At 44.4% G+C, this 18708-nt stretch carries 14 protein-coding genes and 1 tRNA gene; 14 read left to right on the forward strand and 1 reads right to left on the reverse strand.

Annotated features, from left to right (window positions below; translation table 11 throughout):
- Positions 1–6: 6 nt before the first annotated feature.
- The 13 genes from topA to GT575_RS06490 all read left to right on the forward strand — a co-directional run bounded on the left by topA (position 7) and on the right by GT575_RS06490 (position 17174).
- Complete coding sequence (topA, locus tag GT575_RS06430; protein ID WP_161171732.1) at positions 7–2091, forward strand: type I DNA topoisomerase; 2085 nt, start codon at positions 7–9, stop codon at positions 2089–2091.
- A 321-nt stretch (positions 2092–2412) separates the two neighbouring features.
- Positions 2413–3177, forward strand: coding sequence for a GTP-sensing pleiotropic transcriptional regulator CodY (gene codY / locus GT575_RS06435; protein WP_022216094.1), 765 nt, complete (start codon positions 2413–2415; stop codon positions 3175–3177).
- Between the two features lie 38 nt (positions 3178–3215).
- The gene (locus GT575_RS06440) at positions 3216–4430 is read left to right on the forward strand and encodes a hypothetical protein (RefSeq protein WP_161171733.1); all 1215 of its coding nucleotides are present in this window, start codon (positions 3216–3218) and stop codon (positions 4428–4430) included.
- Between the two features lie 19 nt (positions 4431–4449).
- Positions 4450–5196, forward strand: a complete 747-nt coding sequence (locus GT575_RS06445; protein ID WP_118757641.1) for a hypothetical protein — start codon at positions 4450–4452, stop codon at positions 5194–5196.
- Positions 5197–5226: 30 nt separating this feature from the next.
- A complete protein-coding gene (locus GT575_RS06450) occupies positions 5227–6060 on the forward strand; it encodes a hypothetical protein (protein ID WP_161171734.1) in 834 nt (277 codons plus the stop codon).
- Between the two features lie 208 nt (positions 6061–6268).
- On the forward strand, positions 6269–7003 hold the full coding sequence (rpsB, locus tag GT575_RS06455; protein WP_015533520.1) for a 30S ribosomal protein S2: 735 nt from the start codon (positions 6269–6271) through the stop codon (positions 7001–7003).
- A gap of 182 nt (positions 7004–7185) precedes the next feature.
- On the forward strand, positions 7186–8265 hold the full coding sequence (tsf, locus tag GT575_RS06460) for a translation elongation factor Ts (RefSeq protein ID WP_022216097.1): 1080 nt from the start codon (positions 7186–7188) through the stop codon (positions 8263–8265).
- Between the two features lie 402 nt (positions 8266–8667).
- Positions 8668–9354, forward strand: a complete 687-nt coding sequence (locus GT575_RS06465) for a response regulator transcription factor (RefSeq protein ID WP_055272742.1) — start codon at positions 8668–8670, stop codon at positions 9352–9354.
- Positions 9351–10610, forward strand: coding sequence for a sensor histidine kinase (locus tag GT575_RS06470; RefSeq protein WP_161171735.1), 1260 nt, complete (start codon positions 9351–9353; stop codon positions 10608–10610). Before GT575_RS06465 ends, GT575_RS06470 begins: the two co-directional genes overlap by 4 nt.
- Before the next feature lie 401 nt (positions 10611–11011).
- Positions 11012–14245: a glycosyl hydrolase 53 family protein gene (locus GT575_RS15310; protein ID WP_161171736.1), complete on the forward strand. Its 3234-nt coding sequence runs from the start codon at positions 11012–11014 to the stop codon at positions 14243–14245.
- Between the two features lie 198 nt (positions 14246–14443).
- Positions 14444–15901 carry an NCS2 family permease gene (locus GT575_RS06480; RefSeq protein WP_055144107.1) on the forward strand — a complete coding sequence of 486 codons (1458 nt, stop codon included), beginning with the start codon at positions 14444–14446 and terminating at the stop codon, positions 15899–15901.
- A 101-nt stretch (positions 15902–16002) separates the two neighbouring features.
- Positions 16003–16074: transfer RNA gene (locus GT575_RS06485), tRNA-Arg, on the forward strand.
- Positions 16075–16121: 47 nt separating this feature from the next.
- Positions 16122–17174 (forward strand): hypothetical protein, encoded by a 1053-nt coding sequence (locus tag GT575_RS06490; protein ID WP_055144109.1) that lies wholly within the window; start codon positions 16122–16124, stop codon positions 17172–17174.
- Positions 17175–17223: 49 nt separating this feature from the next.
- On the opposite strand, the gene GT575_RS06495 is transcribed toward GT575_RS06490, so the two are convergent.
- Entirely contained in the window at positions 17224–17688 is a 465-nt protein-coding gene (locus GT575_RS06495; RefSeq protein WP_055272751.1) for an Lrp/AsnC family transcriptional regulator, read from the reverse strand.
- 314 nt (positions 17689–18002) lie between these two features.
- On the opposite strand from GT575_RS06495, the gene GT575_RS06500 reads away from it, so the two are divergent.
- Complete coding sequence (locus tag GT575_RS06500; protein ID WP_161171737.1) at positions 18003–18707, forward strand: pseudouridine synthase; 705 nt, start codon at positions 18003–18005, stop codon at positions 18705–18707.
- Position 18708: the final 1 nt, after the last annotated feature.

Genomic DNA, 18708 nt, shown 5'->3' on the forward strand with positions numbered 1-18708 from the left:
ATAGCTATGGCAAAAAATCTTGTTATTGTTGAGTCTCCAGCTAAAGCTAAGACAATAAAAAAGTTTCTTGGATCGAACTATGAGGTGATTGCTTCGAATGGCCATGTGAGAGATCTGCCAAAGAGTCAGATGGGAATAGACGTTGATAATGATTTCGAGCCCAAATATATCACTATAAGGGGTAAAGGTGATATTCTTGCCGCTCTGAGAAAAGCGGTTAAGAAGGCCGACAAGATCTATCTCGCAACTGACCCGGACCGTGAGGGAGAGGCTATATCCTATCATTTGATGAAAGCACTTAAGCTGGAGAATAAGGATTACAAGAGAATTACGTTCAATGAGATTACAAAGAATGCGGTAAAGAATTCTATAAAGCAGGCAAGGGACATAGACATGAACCTTGTGGATGCCCAGCAGGCGAGACGAGTGCTCGACAGACTTGTTGGTTACAAGATCAGCCCGGTTCTCTGGGCAAAGATCAAGAGAGGTCTTTCTGCCGGACGTGTACAGTCTGTTGCACTCAAGCTCGTGTGTGACAGGGAGAAGGAGATAAATGATTTTATCCCGCAGGAATACTGGACACTGGACGCGAATCTTACCGGCGGCAAGCTCAAGAAGCCTATCACGTTCAAGTTTACGGGAGATGGTAAGAATAAGGAAGAGATATCAGGCAGAGCGGCACTCGATGAGATACTCAGCGGTCTTCAAGATGGAGAGTACGTTGTAAAGTCCATAAAAGAGAGTGAGAGAAACAAGAAGGCACCGCTGCCATTTACAACAAGTACGCTGCAGCAGGAGGCTTCATCGAAGCTCAATTTTGCGACATCCAAGACGATGAGGATCGCACAGCAGCTCTATGAGGGAGTTGATATCAAGGGCCGTGGAACGATAGGTCTCATAACATACCTGAGAACAGATTCCACTAGAATATCAGAGGAAGCAGTTGCTGCTGCTGACAAATATATAACGGACAATTTCGGTGATATATATATTGGCGATTCAAATGGACGCGCCAAGACAGACAAGAAGATACAGGATGCTCATGAGGCTATCAGACCTACAGATGTGACTCTGTCACCGGTCATGGTAAAGGAACAGCTCTCAAGGGATCAGTTCAGACTGTATCAGCTCATATATAATCGTTTCCTTGCAAGCCAGATGGCGGGGGCGGTATATTCTGTCAAGAGTGTAAAGGTAAGCTGCGGCGATGCGACATTCCAGACATCCGCATCAAAGATAGCATTTGACGGATTCCTTGCTGTATACAATCTGGACAATGACAGAGGAGAGACAGTTGCGGGAATCAACAATCTTACTGAGGGCGATGTGCTGGAGCTTGACGGCCTTGAGGAGAAACAGCATTTTACACAGCCGCCTGCAAGATATACAGAGGCATTGCTTGTCAAGACATTGGAGGAGCTTGGAATTGGAAGACCAAGTACCTATGCTCCAACCATATCGACCATACTTGCGAGAAGATATATAACGAAGGAACAGAAGAAGTTATATGTGACAGCCATAGGTGATGCGGTTAACCAGAGCATGGAGCAGGCGTTCCCGGTTATCATAGATGTGAATTTCACGGCTAACATGGAGTCTCTTCTCGATAAGATAGGAGAGGGAACCGTGGACTGGAAAGTGGTTGTCCGCAATTTCTATCCGGATCTCGACGAGGCGGTGAAGAAGGCGGAGGCAGAACTTGAGTCCATCAAGATAGAGGATGAGGTGTCCGAGGAAGTGTGTGACGTGTGCGGACGAAACATGGTCATCAAGTATGGTCCTCACGGCAAATTCCTGGCGTGTCCTGGATTCCCTGAGTGCAGATTTACAAAGCCGTTCTACGAGAAGATAGGTGTTACCTGTCCTAAGTGTGGCGGAGACGTGGTCATCAAGACGACGAGAAAGGGCAGAAGATACTATGGATGTATCAATGCACCTGAGTGTGATTTCATGTCATGGGCAATGCCAAGCAATGAGAAATGTCCTGAGTGTGGAAAGTACATGATAGTAAAGGGCAATAAGCTGGTATGCTCAGATCAGGAGTGTGGTTATACCTGCAACAACAAGGCGGCGGAGACTGCTGATAAATAATTAAGATATAAGATATGTGACAGACAGATTCCTAATTGGAGACAATTAGTGAATTTGTCTGTTTTTTTGTTGAATTGTAGAAAAATTAAAAGAAGTGTATGGTTGTCATAATTATTAAAATTGTGTCGAAAAAAAGACTGACCACTATATGTTGTGGCTGAAAAATCCAGTAAAATCAACACTTTCTTAAATCTTTGTTTTTAGGACAACTTTACATAAAATATGGTTGTTATGTCAATCTTGTTGTGGTAGAATCACAAATAGTCATAATATTTCGAGCAAAAGATACTTTTTGTTACATAAAAAAATGGAGGATAACTTATGAGTGTACAATTGTTAGATAAAACACGAAAAATCAACAAGTTATTGCACAATAACAATTCACATAAGGTTGTTTTTAATGACATTTGTGATGTGCTCAGCGACATTCTTGCTTCAAACGTGATGGTAATAAGCAAGAAGGGCAAGATACTCGGACTCAAGAACAGAGAGGATATTCCGGAGATCCATGAGCTCATTGAGGGTAAGGTAGGAAGTCTCATAGACAACATGCTCAACGAGCGTCTTCTTCTCGTCCTGTCCACTAAGGAGAATGTTAATCTGACGACACTTGGATTTGATGGAAAGGATATAGACAAGTATCATGGTCTGCTCCTTCCTATTGATATAGCAGGAGAGAGACTTGGAACTCTGTTTCTGTACAGACTTCAGACTGAGTACGATATAGATGACATCATTCTTGGCGAATATGGAACCACCGTTGTGGGACTTGAGATGATGCGGGCGCTCAATGAGGAGAATGCTGAGGAGAACCGCAAGCTGGCCATAGTGAGATCAGCAATCAACACTCTGTCGTTTTCAGAGCTGCAGGCGATCAAACACATTTTTTCCGAGCTTGACGGCGAAGAGGGAATACTGGTGGCAAGCAAGGTCGCAGACAGGGTAGGCATAACAAGATCGGTTATAGTGAACGCACTCAGAAAGTTTGAGAGCGCAGGTGTTATCGAGGCGAGATCATCGGGAATGAAGGGCACGTACATAAAAGTGCTGAATGATGTGGTGTTTGATGAACTGAAGAATGCCTGAGAACAGAATTATAAATACATCGAAAAGGAGAGAAATATATGATACCGGCAATAGTGACATTGATAGTAGGTGTAGCGATAGTGATAGTAAGCTTTTTCCTCACTGACGGTCCAAAAGAGAATACAGAGAATTCTGTGATGGATGAGAGCAGGGAGAATCTGGAGAAGAAGCTTGATGAGTATTGTGACAGCCTTGTAGAGAAGAAGAAGAATGAGCTGAAGAAACAGGGCGAAGCTGTGAAATCAGACATGAAAAAGGGCCTTGATGAAGTCAGGGAGTCATCGAAAAAAGAGCTTGCTGAGATGAGAGAGAGTTCAAAGAAGGAAATGAGTGAGCTCATGGACAGCACAAGGAAGGAGCTGGATGAGTTCAGAGCCGGCACAGTCAAGGCAAATGAGACAGCCCAGGCTGATACCCAGAAGAAGATAGATGATGCAGTCAAGGCATACGAGGAGGGTATAGAGGCTGCAAAGAAGAAGATGCAGACAGAGCTTGAGGCTTGTGAGAAACAGTTGTCAGAGAAGGCCAAGAAGCAGATGATAGATTACATCAACCAGAGCCTTAAGGATGCATACGAGGCATATGATCCGGATGATACCAGCGAGAAAGAGCCTGTGACATACGATGAGCCTGAGACTGTAGATACTTCCGAGTCAGAGCCTGCGGAGGCAGATAACGGATCAGAGAAGACTGAGCCGGATGCAGAGAAAGCTCAGTCAGAAAATGATTCTCAGGCAGCAGATAAGACAGAGACAGCAGATGGAGCTGAGACTAAAGCTGATGCTGAAGCAGAAGCAGAAGATGACGTAAAGACAGACGGTATCGCTGACAATGATAAGTCGGAGACATCCGAGGGTGAAGCGCAGAAAGAGAATACCGAGTCAGAGAGCAGCACTGAGGCTGCTGCAGATGCAGAGGCTGCCGAGAAAGCAGTCAGTGTGGAGGATGCACCGGTAACAGACAGTGCATTTACAGTGGTAGAGGCTGAAAATCCTGAGAAGGCAGCCGCAGCGATCGCTGAGAATAACAATGCTGCCAGATCTAGAAACAATCGTTCAAAGAAGAGAAAAAAGAAGAAAGCCGCTCAGAACAAGGTTGTTGATATATGGGATGAAGGCACAGATGTAGAGTCACAGGTTGCAGATCTGCACAAGAAGGGACTCAGCATCATGGAGATCGCAAACAAACTTGGAATAGGAGTTGGAGAGGCTAAGGTTATGATAGACAAGATCAATGAGGCTGACAAACAGTAATCAGTCCGGGAGGTAAGCTATGTATAAAAAAAGTTATTTCAGAGGCCTTGGTACAGGGCTGGTGATAGGAGCACTTACCATGACTGTTGCGTTTAATTTTGGAAATGCCGGAAAAACTGATTCAGGTCAGGGCAAGACGGCGGTCGTAAGTCAGCAGCAGGATAAGAGCACAGAGGATTCTTCCACAGAGACGACAACAGAGAAGAAGACCGAGGATAAGACGACAGAAAAGACAACGACAGAGAAAGTAACCACGGAAAAGAATGCCAATGCCGATAAGACTACAACAGAGACAGGCAAGTCAGAAAATGGCAAGAGCGATGCAGAGAGCGGCAGTGGAAGCAACAGTGGTACGACCGGAAGCTCCGACAAGTCAAATGGAACCGGCACAACAGATAACAACGGAGGCCTTTCTGATAAGACAGAGAGAGTTCCATCTGCCAAGGACAACGGCTATACAGAGGATAAGAATTCACAGACCGGTTCAGGAAGCAGCACAAATAAGACTACCGAGGCGGCGACAGAGGCTGTGAAAGCGAGTGCCATCAAGTATGACAATGGCGGCGGAGAGATCACATTTGGAGCCGGCACATCAGCATACGAGATATGCCAGTTGCTTGGACAGATAGGCATCAGGGATGCAGATGAGTATTACGACTGGCTTCTCAGATCGGGATATTCTGAGAGTCTTGTACCTGGAACATACACATTTACCGGAAATGAGACAAACGGCGGAATAGTGTGGATCCTATTAGGTAATCAGTAAAGATACGAGAAAAGGGAGGAGTAATCAATTATGGGAGACAATATGAATAATGAGGAGATGGGATATCCGGGACAGCGTTTCAGTGCGGGTAGTGGTAGTAGTAGTATGGATCCGTTTGCGCCAAATCCGGCAGCCTTGCAGTATGTACCGAATGAATTTGGAATAACTCACAGTGAGACCAGTCCTATGTACCGGTATAACAATCCGGCTGAACCGGATAGTGGAGCTGCCTCACAGACGGACAACTATTATCCGGGACAGCAGTACGGTCAGAATCATCAGTATGGCCAGAACCAGATGTATGGTCAGAATCCACAGTATGGCCAGAACCAGATGTATGGACAGAACCAGATGTATGGACAGAGTCAGCCATATGGCCAGGGCTACGATCAGGAGACTATGAATCCACAGGGGAAAAAAGCAAAGAGTTCCGGATCAAATGTTCTGGCAGGACTGGTAGGAGCGTTTCTTGGATCACTGGTCGGAGTTGTGCTCTGGCTTGTTGTGTATAAGCTTGGTTATATCGCAGGCATATCAGGAGCGGTTATGGTCATATGTGCCATGATGGGGTACAACAAGTTTGGAAAGAAACTTGACCTGAAGGGCATAATAATCTGCGTAGTGTTGTGTATAGGAATGATATACATTTCAGAGAGACTGAGTGTCAGCATGGAATTATATCAGGAATTTAGTGATTATGGATATGATGTGAGCTTCTTTGACTGTTATAAGAGTATGTATGATGTGCTGGATGCTGCAGATACTATGAGTTCATTCTGGGGTGAGCTTGCGGTCGGTTATCTTCTGTTTGTTGTAGCCAGTGTTTCATATATAATAAACAGCATCAGGACAAGAGCAAAATAGAACACGGACCGGCAGACAGAATACTTCTTATAAAACATATATTTTCAGAAAAAAGTGCTTGAATGCACTTTTTTTTTGTGTTACAATGTCGATTGCGTGAGTGCGCATAACAAATATACATGCTGGTTGATAGTTGGCGTGGTGCCTGTGCTCGGGTGGTCCAAAGAGTTGATGCCGGCAGAAGATTTTAACCATGGAGGTAGAAAAAATGAGCGTTATTTCAATGAAGCAGTTATTAGAGGCAGGTGTACATTTCGGACACCAGACAAGAAGATGGAACCCTAAGATGAAGCCATACATCTACACAGAGCGTAATGGTATCTACATCATCGATCTTCAGAAGTCAGTAGGAATGGTTGACGATGCTTACAATGCAATCGGTGATTGTGTTGCAAACGGTGGAACAATCCTTTTCGTTGGTACAAAGAAGCAGGCTCAGGACTCAATCAAGAGCGAGGCAGAGCGTTGCGGTATGTACTATGTAAATGAGAGATGGCTTGGAGGTATGCTTACAAACTTCAAGACAATCCAGACAAGAATCGCTACTCTTAAGAAGTACGAGGAGATGGAGCAGGACGGTACATTTGACGTTCTTCCTAAGAAGGAAGTTATCCAGATCAAGAAGGAGATGGAGAAGCTCGAGAAGAATCTTGGCGGTATCAAGAACATGAAGAGAATCCCAGACATGATCTTCGTTGTTGATCCTAAGAAGGAGAGAATATGTATCCAGGAGGCTCAGTCACTTGGAATTAAGCTTGTTGGTATCGCTGATACAAACTGTGATCCAGAGGAGCTTGATTATGTAATCCCTGGTAACGACGACGCTATCAGAGCTGTAAAGCTTATCGTTTCAAAGATGGCAGACGCTGTTATCGAGGCTCAGCAGGGTGTTGATGCTGATTCAGTAGATGAGGCAGAGGCTGAGGAGGCTGCAGAGGAGTAATCTGTAGTTGATATTGATCATCATTGATTATAATTAATAAATGATTATAAAAGGTAACGGGGTAATATAAAAAGTATTATCCCGTGACTTTTAAAGGGACATATACAGGCTGAAAAAGCTTTAATAAAACGACATAACCATTATTATGATATGTCAATATTCAAATTTGGAGGTAAAATAAGATGGCAATCACAGCAGCTCAGGTTAAAGAGTTAAGAGAGCTCACAGGTGCCGGTATGATGGATTGCAAGAAGGCACTTGCAGAGACTGATGGTAATATGGAAGCAGCAGTAGATGTACTTCGTAAGAGCGGTGCAGTTAAGGCTGAGAAGAAGGCAAGCAGAATCGCAGCAGAGGGTATCTGCCGTGCAGCAGTTAATGGTACAACAGGTGTTGTTGTAGAGGTTAACTCAGAGACAGACTTCGTTGCTAAGAACGAGATATTCCAGACATTTGTTCAGCAGATCGCTGATCAGGCACTTGCTTCATCACTTGTTGGTGGCAAGGATGGCGAGGATGTTGAGGCACTTCTCGGAGAGAATGGTCTTAAGGAAGCCCTTGTTGACAAGACAGCAACAATCGGAGAGAAGTTATCATTCCGTAGATTCCAGAAGCTTTCAGGCGATGTAGTAGTTGACTACTTACACGGCAATGGAAGAATCGGTGTTATCGTAGCTGGTAACGGCGCAAGCGATGACGCTGCTAAGGAAGCACTCAAGAACGTAGCTATGCAGATCGCAGCTATGAACCCACAGTACATCAGCAGAGCTGATATCTCAGCAGACGCTATGGCTAAGCTTAAGGAGATCACAGTTGACAGTGCACTTAATGCACCTGATACACTTCCAAAGCCAATCCTTAACAAGCTTATCGCAAAGGCTGTTGACGGCGTATGGAGCGCAGAGGATGTAGCTATCTACGAAGAGAAGAAGAGCAACATGAACTTCTTATTCAACTTCCTTTCAAAGGAGGCAAAGGCACAGCTTGCAGAGCTTGCTATCGCTGATAAGGATGTTATCGTTGCAGATAAGATCTTCAATGGCCTTGTTGAGGGACGTATCTCAAAGCAGGTTAAGGAGATCAGCCTTCTTGATCAGGTATACGTTAAGGCTGAGGATGGCAAGCAGACAGTTGCCAAGTACCTTGAGTCAGTTAACAAGGATCTCAAGATCGCCAGCTTCGTTCGTTTCGAGGTTGGAGAGGGAATGGAGAAGAAGAACGAGGACTTCGCAGCCGAGGTTGCTAAGCAGATGAACGTTTAATCATATCCCGTATCTGAATATATGAATAATTGCCTTGCGGTTGGCTTTTGAGCTGGCCGTGGGGCTTTTTTATTGTCTGTTTCTGTTGATATCCAGCACTGTATAAAATATAATCTATGTAATTGCGGTTCAGATGATCGCAAACGAGCTGAGTAACGAGCAGGGACACATAGAATCGGCATCCGGGCTTTTGGTCGACCTTATGCTTGACGGTGTGGAGGCAGGGAAGCGGGTATGAATGCCCATCTTGCCAAGCCTATAGATACAGACAGACTTGTCCAGACAATTGTTGATGTCATGAAGGTTTAAGCTTTATTTAAGCTTGAGGGGTAAAATACGAATTATAGATGGTTTGCGTCATATCTGGTGGAGACCATAATAATATGAGACGGAGATAAGATTATGAGATTGCTTCTTGCGGAGGATGAGAAAGCGCTTTCAAGCGCGCTTCAGGTTATATTGAAGCACAACAATTACTCAGTGGACGCTGTGTATAACGGACAGGATGCCTATGATTACATTATGGCAGGGGTGTATGACGGAGTCATACTTGATGTCATGATGCCAAAGATGGATGGCTTTACCGTGCTGTCAAAGATCAGGGCTGAGGGCTGCGATGTTCCGGTCATTATGCTCACGGCCAAGGCTGAGACTGATGACAAGATCAATGGCCTTGATCTGGGGGCGGACGATTATCTTGCAAAGCCATTTGAGACAAAGGAACTCCTGGCAAGGATACGCGCGATAACCAGAAGAAAGAGTGAGGCGGTCAGCACGGAGATGAAGTATGGCGACTGCACGTTAAACAGCCTGAATTATGAGCTCAGTTCATCTGGTGGAAGCGTAAAGCTGCAGAACAAGGAATATCAGATCATGGAACTGCTGATGGCAAATCAGAATGCGATAATATCAGCAGAGCTTATGATGGAGAAGATATGGGGCTATGACACGGATACGGAGATCAGTGTTGTGTGGGTCAATATCTCGTATCTCAGGAAGAAACTCAGTCAGATAGGCTCAGGGGTGTCCATTAAGGCAGTAAGGAATCAGGGATACACACTTGAGTATAAGGAAGAGGATAGAACATGATAAAGAATCTGAGAAAAAGATTTATATTTGCGGCAATGGCATCCACATTTGGAGTGCTGTTTGTCATAATGAGCATTCTCAACATAGCAAATTATGCCCGCATGGTTTCAAGGGCGGATGATACCTTAAGTGAACTGGTGGATAATAATGGACAGTTTGACCGCAGGGATTTTCTGAAAGAGAAGGTTAAGACCAATGCGGATTCCCAGCCACCTGATAAGCCTGATGGCAAGAGCAATGATAAGTTCTCACCGGAGACACCATTTCAGACAAGATATTTCTCCGTGGTCGTAAGTGATGGGGCTGTTGAGTCCTACAGCCTTGACAATATAGCTGCTGTTGATGAATCGGAAGCCGAGTCGTATGCTTTGAAGATACTTGGGGACGGTTCAGACAGTGGATTTACGGATATATACAGATACAGGGTAGCGGACTGTGAGGATGGAACCAGGATAATATTTGTCGACTGCCGTCAGGAGCTGGAGTCGTTCAGAAATACATTGGTATACAGTGTAGGAGTGTCACTTCTTGGATTCCTTGCGGTGTTCATGCTGGTGCTGTTCTGGTCAAAGAAGATATTCAAGCCGGTGGCTGAGAGTTATGCCAAGCAGAAGCGGTTTATCACCGATGCAAGCCATGAGATCAAGACACCCCTAACCATCATAGATGCAAATACCGAGGTCATAGAGATGGTGAACGGTGAGAGTGAATGGACGAAGAACACCAGGGATCAGGTCAAGAGACTGACAGCGCTCACAAATCAGATGGTGGCTCTCTCCAGACTGGATGAGAATCCTGAACCGAAGGAGAAGGCAAAGTTTGATCTGTCTGATGTGGCGTATGAGGTGATAGATCATTTCTCGTCTCTGTCGGAGGTTCGAGGCAAGAAGATCAGCGCGGATATCGAAGATGGAATAAAGTATGTCGGAGATGAGAATTCCATCAGGCAGCTCATAAGCATACTGGTGGATAACGCCATGAAGTATGCTGTTGAATCAGCGGATATAAGTATATCCTTGAAGCGTGATGGCAGAAAGGTGAAGTTTGTTCTCAAAAACCTCACAGATGGCATGGAAGAGGGCTCTCAGGATATATTGTTTGAGAGATTCTATAGACCTGACAGCTCAAGAAATTCGGAGACCGGAGGTTCGGGAATAGGACTTTCTCTCGCCAAATCGATAGTTGAGTCTCACAAGGGCAGGATAATAGCAAGATGTGACGGGGATGGATACATCACATTCCAAGTTACATTATAGAATAATACAGTGTGTATACGTTAAAACGCTCTGTTCATGATATGAAGTTTACATAACATATCATGGACAGGGCGTTTTCTTTGTGTAAGCGTTGGGATTTATTGTGCATATTTGAAAATGCATAACATAATATTATCCTGTTGCGCACAAAAATTGCACACAAATTGCGCTTAAGTTGCGCCTTGACATATACAAAATATACAAATAATTGTTAAAAACATTGTCTACAAGCGACATGGTAACCAGAACTCAAATATGTTAATATATCAGTATGAGGACAAACGGTTGCGCAACTGTTGATCAACATTATTATTGCAAGGAGGAATCCTTGTGATAATGCAGACGCCGCGCGGAGCGCATTGGGATGCGTCTGCGTAATAATACTTATTAGGAGGGCATATATGAGAAGAAAGAGAATTGTAAAGCAGATTGGCTGTGCAGTTCTTGCAGGAGCGCTTATGGTAGGGCAGATCTTTGGATCTGGAGCTTCACTGATAACAGCGAAGGCTGCGGAGAGCTGGGTGGACACACTCAAGGTTGCAAATGGCGATTTTGAAACAGGTGACAGCAGTAACTGGACTATAGAGAGTGAATCGGGAGCTGAGCTTGTTGTAAAAAATGGTGGAAGTAATGTAAACGCCACATATTATCTGAATATCTGGGCTTCAGATGCGGCTGATGTCAGCATCACACAGACTGTAGAGGCTGTTCCTGCAGGAACATACAAGCTAGAGTATGATGTCGAGGGCGATGCACAGGATACAGGACTCACAGTATCTGTCGCTGATAAGTCACAGGCTGTTGGAGCCACGACCGGCTGGGATGCATGGGCGACAAATGAGACAGAAGAGTTCGTTCTTGAGGATACAACTGATGTCAGCATTTCATTCAAGGGCAGTCTTGCCAAGGGATATTGGGGCAAGATAGACAATGTAAAGCTCTGCAAGCTTACAGACGAGGAAGATGTAGTTGAGCCTGTGGAGGCTGGAATATATGTGGACCGCGTGCGTGATCTCACATACACAGATCTGAACGGAGAGAAGCAGTCATTTATCGAGGGCGTAGACGTATCATCCTATGTGTCACTGAAGAACAGTGGAGTTAAGTATTATGATTTCGATGGCAACGAGCTGGATGATATCGGATACTTCAAGTTCCTTGCTTCATGTGGAATAAATTATGTGCGTGTCCGTGTATGGAATGATCCATATGATGCAGACAAAAACGGTTACGGCGGCGGTAACAATGATTTGGAGACAGCCAAGAAGATCGGACAGTATGCAACAGCAGCCGGAATAAAGCTTCTTGTGGATTTCCATTATTCGGATTTCTGGGCTGATCCTGGCAAACAGCAGGTGCCTAAGGCTTGGGCTGACTTCACTCTTGACGAGAAGGTAGCTGCAGTTAAGTCATACACATCAGAGAGCCTTAAGACTCTGCTCGATGCTGGCGTTGATGTCGGCATGGTTCAGATCGGTAACGAGACGACCAACGGAATATGTGGTGAGACTTCAAAGAACTGGGAAAACATGGCAAAGATCTTCAGCGCCGGAAGTGAGGCAGTGAGAGCCATCGACAAGAATATCCTTGTTGCCATCCATTTCACCAATCCTGAGAGAAGTGGCAATTACGCAAATTTTGCAAAGAGACTTAATACATACAATGTAGACTACGATGTATTTGCATCATCATACTATCCTGTATGGCATGGCTCAACAGACAATCTCACATCGGTTCTCAAGAATGTGGCAGACACATATGGCAAGCTTGTCATGGTGGCAGAGACATCATGGGCATATACACTGGATGATGGTGATGGACATGAAAATACTGTCAGAAAAGGTAAAGATGATTCTACAACTTATGATTTATCAGTTCAGGGACAGGCCAATGAGATAAGCTCCGTTATAAAAGCAGTAAAGAATACAGGTTCTTCAGGAATCGGTGTATTCTACTGGGAGCCTGCATGGCTTCCTGTAAATGTGTATGATTCATCTGCAGAGAATGCAGCAGACGTCCTTGCAGCCAACAAGGAGGCATGGGAGAAGTACGGTTCAGGCTGGGCTTCATCATACGCAGGAGAGTATGACGCAGCTGATGCAGGAAAGTGGTACGGTGGTTCAGCAGTTGACAACCAGGCACTGTTTGACTTCACAGGACACCCACTTGAGTCACTCAAGACATTTGCCTATGTTCACACAGGAACAAAGACAAAGAGAGAGGTAGTCTCAATAACAGTTGATGATGTTGAGATCGAGATAACAGATATTGCAAATGTAGCTCTGCCGACTGCAGCAACAGTAGCTTACAATGATGGCAATTCAGAGAGCGCAGACATCACCTGGGAGGATGGAGCGCTTGAGAAGGTAAAGAACTACGGTGCAGGAACATGTACTGTAAAGGGAACTGTGACAGTAAATGATGAGACTGTCGAGGTTCAGTGCAATGTAACAATATTAAAGGAGAACATCCTTGTAAATCCTGGATTTGAGTCAGGAAACGAGGGATGGACCATCGCTGATACAAGCAAGGGATTTGCAATCAAGACAAAGGAAGATTTTAGAAACGGTGCATATTGTGGTCACTACTACAATTCATCAGATTTTGCATATGATGTATATCAGACCATCACACTTGAGCCGGGAGAGTATGTGTTCAGCGCATATCTTCAGGGCGGTGCAAATGGAGATAACGATGTGTATGAGGTGTATGCAAAAGCTGGAGATACAGAACTCGCATCCGCACCTGCAGTCCCACAGGGCTGGAAAATCTGGCAGCATCCTGAGATTAGATTTACAGTGGAAGAGACAACAGAGGTTGTTGTCGGAATGAGAGCAACCGCATCAGGTAAGGCATGGGGAACATGGGATGACGCATATCTCTACAAGGATGCGGATATCACACCGACACCAGATCCAAATCCAGATCCAACACCGGATCCAGATCCAACACCGGACCCAGATCCAACACCAGACCCAGATCCGACACCGGACCCGGATCCAACACCAGATCCAATACCAACACCGGATCCAGATCCAACACCAGACCCAACTCCTTCTATTGATACAAGCAAGAATGGTCTTGTGAAGGAGAATGGAAAGACCTACTTCTATAAGAAGGGCGTGGTTCAGGAGAATTACACAGGATTTGTCAGGAGTGCCGGAGTCAACTACTATGTTGTAAATGGCGTGGTAAAGACAGGATACAAGGGACTTGTAAGGAGCCCTAAGACGGGAAAAACATATCTTGTAAAGAATGGCAAGATTTATACAGCATACACAGGTTTCTACAGAAATTCAAAGGGACAGCAGTGTCTCATAATAAAGGGCAAATTTGCAGAGAGCAAGACAGCCCTTGTCAGAAGCACTAAGAATAAGAAGTATTACTATGTAAAGAAAGGTATAATCCAGTCAGGTTATACAGGCTTCTTCAAGAGTACCACAACAGGTGCTAAATGCTATATCTACAAGGGTGTATTCCAGTCAGGCAAGACGGGAATAGTAAAGAGTCCTAAGAATCACAAGAACTACTATGTGAAGAAGGGCAAGATCGCCACAGAAGTTACCGGTATAGTTAAGATATCAGGTTCAAGATATAAAGTAGTGAGAGGTCTTGTTGTCAAAAAAGTAAAATAGTACAGAGTAATACATATATACGATAGTCCGATTGGGGAATACCCGGCCGGACTATTTTATTATTTGTTTATATGTTATTTAATTTTTGTAAGGAACATTAAGAAATTATTTGAAAGTAGTTGAAAAAGTATCATTAAGTGATATAGAATGGATAAGTATTTGTTTATATTATACTAAAACGAGAAAAGGAGAGTAATCATGGACAAATTCTTCAAAATCTCAGAGCGTGGGTCTACAATCAAGACCGAGATCATGGCAGGACTTACAACATTCTTCGCCATGGCATACATCGTTCTGGTCAATCCAAATCAGGTTGCAGGAGAAGGCAGCAATGGCTGGCTGGCAGGGGCAGTTCCAGACATGGCTGGTGAGCTTGGTACAGTATGGAATGCTGTATTCATCGCATCTATTCTTGTTGCAATAGTGGGAACACTTCTCATGGCGTTCCTCGCGGACATGCCATTTGCACAGGCCTGCGGAATGGGACTTAACTCATTCTTCTGTACTATCTTCGTAGCTGGTGCAGCATTTGCAGGTGTGAGTGTTATCAGAGGTTATCAGGCAGGTCTGGTAATAGTATTGATATCAGGTCTCGTATTCCTGATTCTTTCAGTGACAGGACTCAGAAAGTACATTGCAGTTGCAATGCCTGAGTGCCTTAAGAAGTCAATTCCGGCAGGTATCGGTCTGTTCATAGCTCTTATCGGACTGAAGAATGCAACACTTATCCAGGACAACCCATATACATTTGTTCAGTTCTTTGATTTTCACGGTGTGATCACAAGCGCTGGCAGCACAAAGGAGGCTATTGCACAGATCGCACCTCCTATAGTAGCATTTGTAGGATTTATAATAATTGCGATCCTTGCAAAGCTTAATGTAAAGGGTAACATTATCATAGGTATCCTTGCATCTACAGTATTATATTATGTTATGATGCTTCAGGCACCTAACTTTGATTTCTCATCGATCGGACAGTCATTCAAGGATTTCGGTTCAGTCGGATTCCTCGGAGTGTTCCAGGGACAGGCATGGAAGGATGCATTCTCTGCTGAGTATATCGGCGGTGTGTTCTCAGCAATCATGCTTGTTGTCAGCTTCTGTCTGGTAGATATGTTTGATACCATCGGAACTCTCTATGGTGCAGCTTCCCAGGCTAATATGCTTGACGAGAAGGGTGACCCAATGAAGCTTGACGAGTGTATGATGTGTGACTCTATAGGTACTGTATCAGGAGCTATTCTCGGTACATCAACATGTACAACATTTGTAGAGTCAGCTTCAGGTATCGCTGCAGGTGGTAGAACAGGTCTTACAAGTTTGGTTACAGCAATCTGCTTTGCAGTATGTCTGTTCCTCAGCCCTGTTGCCAACATCATTCCATCATGTGCAACAGCACCAGCACTTATCTTCGTAGGTGTACTTATGGCTAAGAACTTTGCAAAGGTTGATATGGAGGATATGCGCTCAGCAGTTCCTGCATTCGTGACATTCCTTATGATGCCACTGACATACTCTATTTCAAATGGTATCGGTCTTGGCGCTATCACATATGTTCTTATCACACTGTTCACAGGCAAGTATAAGAAGCAGGATATCGTAGTGACGATTATTGCACTCTTATTTATAGTAAAATTCGTTTCGGTAACTATGTAATTATTTAGTGACACAAGAGAATTCAAAGCGTTCCCGCATATAAGTGCGGGGACGTTTTTTTATTTGCCAAAGTGAGTTTTTTGTAGTATCATACCAACTGTGTACCAGTAGCCAATCGGATACGGCAATGGCCTCCGGAGCCATGACGGGCGGTTCGACTCCGCCCTGGTACGCTTTTTTATACTCTGATATTTATTTCGTAAAAGGATGATATGCAGTGATGAAGAAGAAAAAGAATTTGGAAGCGGAAGAACAGAATATAGAAAATGAAGAGCCGGAGTTGGATGGGAAATCAGAGATCGGTGGAGATTCAGAGACAGATGATGACTTAGATGACGGTGAAGATCCGGAGTCAGACGATGAATCGGATGACAGTGGAGACTCGGGATTAGATGATGACTTAGATGACAGTGAAGATTCGGAGCTGGCTGATAACTCAGAGCCCGGCGGAGCTTCAGAGGTTGAGGAGACCCCGGCGAGACAGAAAAGGCCGTATGAGGATTATGTCATAGAAGATCCTGAGGATATGGATGATGCACCGGATACCGGAGATATGTTCGATGATGAAGAGCTGTATGGCGATGACGATTATTTTGCCGAAGAGAAGGCAAAGACGCGGAAAGGCCGAAGAAGATCCAGACATGGCGGGATCTCTGGTGGCGTTCTTGCCTTGCTGTGGGCGGTATTTCTGATACTTGTCGGAGTCTATGTGTATGTATTTTTTATAAACGATAAGCTGTTCACAGAGAACATAACCGGAAGAGATAACACGGTGAGACTGGAGATACCAGACGGAGCAAATTACAGGCTGTGTACGATCGATGAGATAAATCAGCTAGTGAACAATTATCTTTTGGCGAGAACAAAGGCAGATCAGACGACACTTCAGAGACTGGTCACAGATCCGTCGGAATTTGACGACATGAAGAGCATTGAGATAGCAGCGGAGTATATAACAGCGTACAACAAGACCACCTGTTATATAGCCAACGGATATACCGCAGATTCGTATATCGTGTACGAATTATCCAATCTGATGATAAAGGATGTCAACTCGGAACCGCTCGATATAAGGTCGTTATATGTGACGAAACAGTCAGATGGAAGCTACAAGATCAACAATTCGGCTTTGTCTGACAAGGAGAGCTCGTATATCAACACCATCAACTCATCTGGTGATATACAGGCGATATATGAACATGTAAAAGAAAACAATGATTATCTGCTTAGAACGGATGAGACATTTAGAAAGTTCCAGAATATGTATAATTAAAGAAAACGCAGGCTTTATGCCTGCGTTTTATATTATCACTGTATGAGACTTATATTGCCTCGGAAGAGTTCACATCATCTGTGTCGATCAAAACCCCTCTGATAGGAACCGGTGTGGAAAATACTATCTGTGTCTCTGTGCTGCCAAATCTCTGGAGCTGTCCGATAAATGAGTCGAGATCCATGGTATTAGGAAAGCAAACCTTCATGAGCATGGAGTGCGCACCGGTCACACAGTTGCATTCAAGTACATTTGGACATGCTTCAACAAATGGATAGAAGGTTGGCTTCTGTTTTGGATCAAGAGCCATGTGTATAAATGCTGTGATGTGATATCCGAGAGCCTCATGGTTGATGCTTGCGTGATATCCGGTCAGTATTCCTGCTTTCTCAAGTCTCTCTATTCTTGCTGAAACTGCCGGCGAAGAAAGGAAGACTTTGCTGGCCAGATACTTGAGTGGCGTTCTGGCGTTGCCCTGTAAAAGATGAATGATTTTTCTGTCGATGTTATCCATAATATGCACTTCCTTTTCCTAAAATAAAAAAAGGTGCGTTTCCGAAGAAACACACCTTTGCGTTTGTTTAAATATACATTAATTGATAAAAAAAATCAAGGACTTTTACAAAATTAATTTAACTGAATCTTTGCTGTGGGTTATAAATGGTGTGATGAATGGTTCACAAAATGAAAAATAAATGGTATGATGGTTCTGCATATTGGTTAGAATTTACTGGCCTTGGTCTGGCTGATACATGGTGTATGCTGACCAGAAATTAGAATGTGAGATATGTATTAACAATATAGGAAAATAATAACAGAGGAAAGATTATGGCGGATGGAATAAGACTTAACAAATATCTCAGTGAGGCGGGCGTGTGCTCAAGGCGCGCTGCGGATACACATATAGAGAATGGAAAGGTTACGATCAACGGAGAGACTGCAGTCATGGGTCAGAAGGTCATGCCCGGGGATGTGGTGACATTCATGGGCAGGAAGGTTCAGCAGAAGGATAGGACAGTGATCCTGGCATATAATAAGCCGATAGGACTTACCTGTACAGCGAGTAAGGTTGATCCAGACAATATATTTGATCACATAGATTATCCGATCAGACTTCAGTACGTGGGAAGGCTGGACAAGGACTCCCAGGGTCTGCTTCTTCTGACAAATGATGGTGACCTGTCAAATGCCATCCAGAAGTCGGTGAACAACCACGAGAAGGAATACAGAGTGCGGGTGAACCGTGAGATAACAGAGGACTTCATCAGGAAGATGTCGGATGGAGTGCCTATACTTGATACAGTGACAAAGAAATGTAAGGTGCGAAAGATAGATGACAGGTCATTCATGATAGTGCTGACACAGGGCCTCAACAGGCAGATCAGACGAATGTGTGATGCATTGGGCTACAGGGTAGTGAACCTGAAGAGAGTCAGGGTCTGCAACGTGAAGCTTGGAAATATGAGACCTGGAGAGTTAAGGGAGCTCAGCCGCGAGGAAGAGGCAGAGCTGAGACGGATAGTGGGGATGTAGT

It is taken from the genome of Coprococcus sp. BIOML-A2, from assembly GCF_009875795.1.
GTDB lineage: Bacteria > Bacillota > Clostridia > Lachnospirales > Lachnospiraceae > Coprococcus > Coprococcus aceti.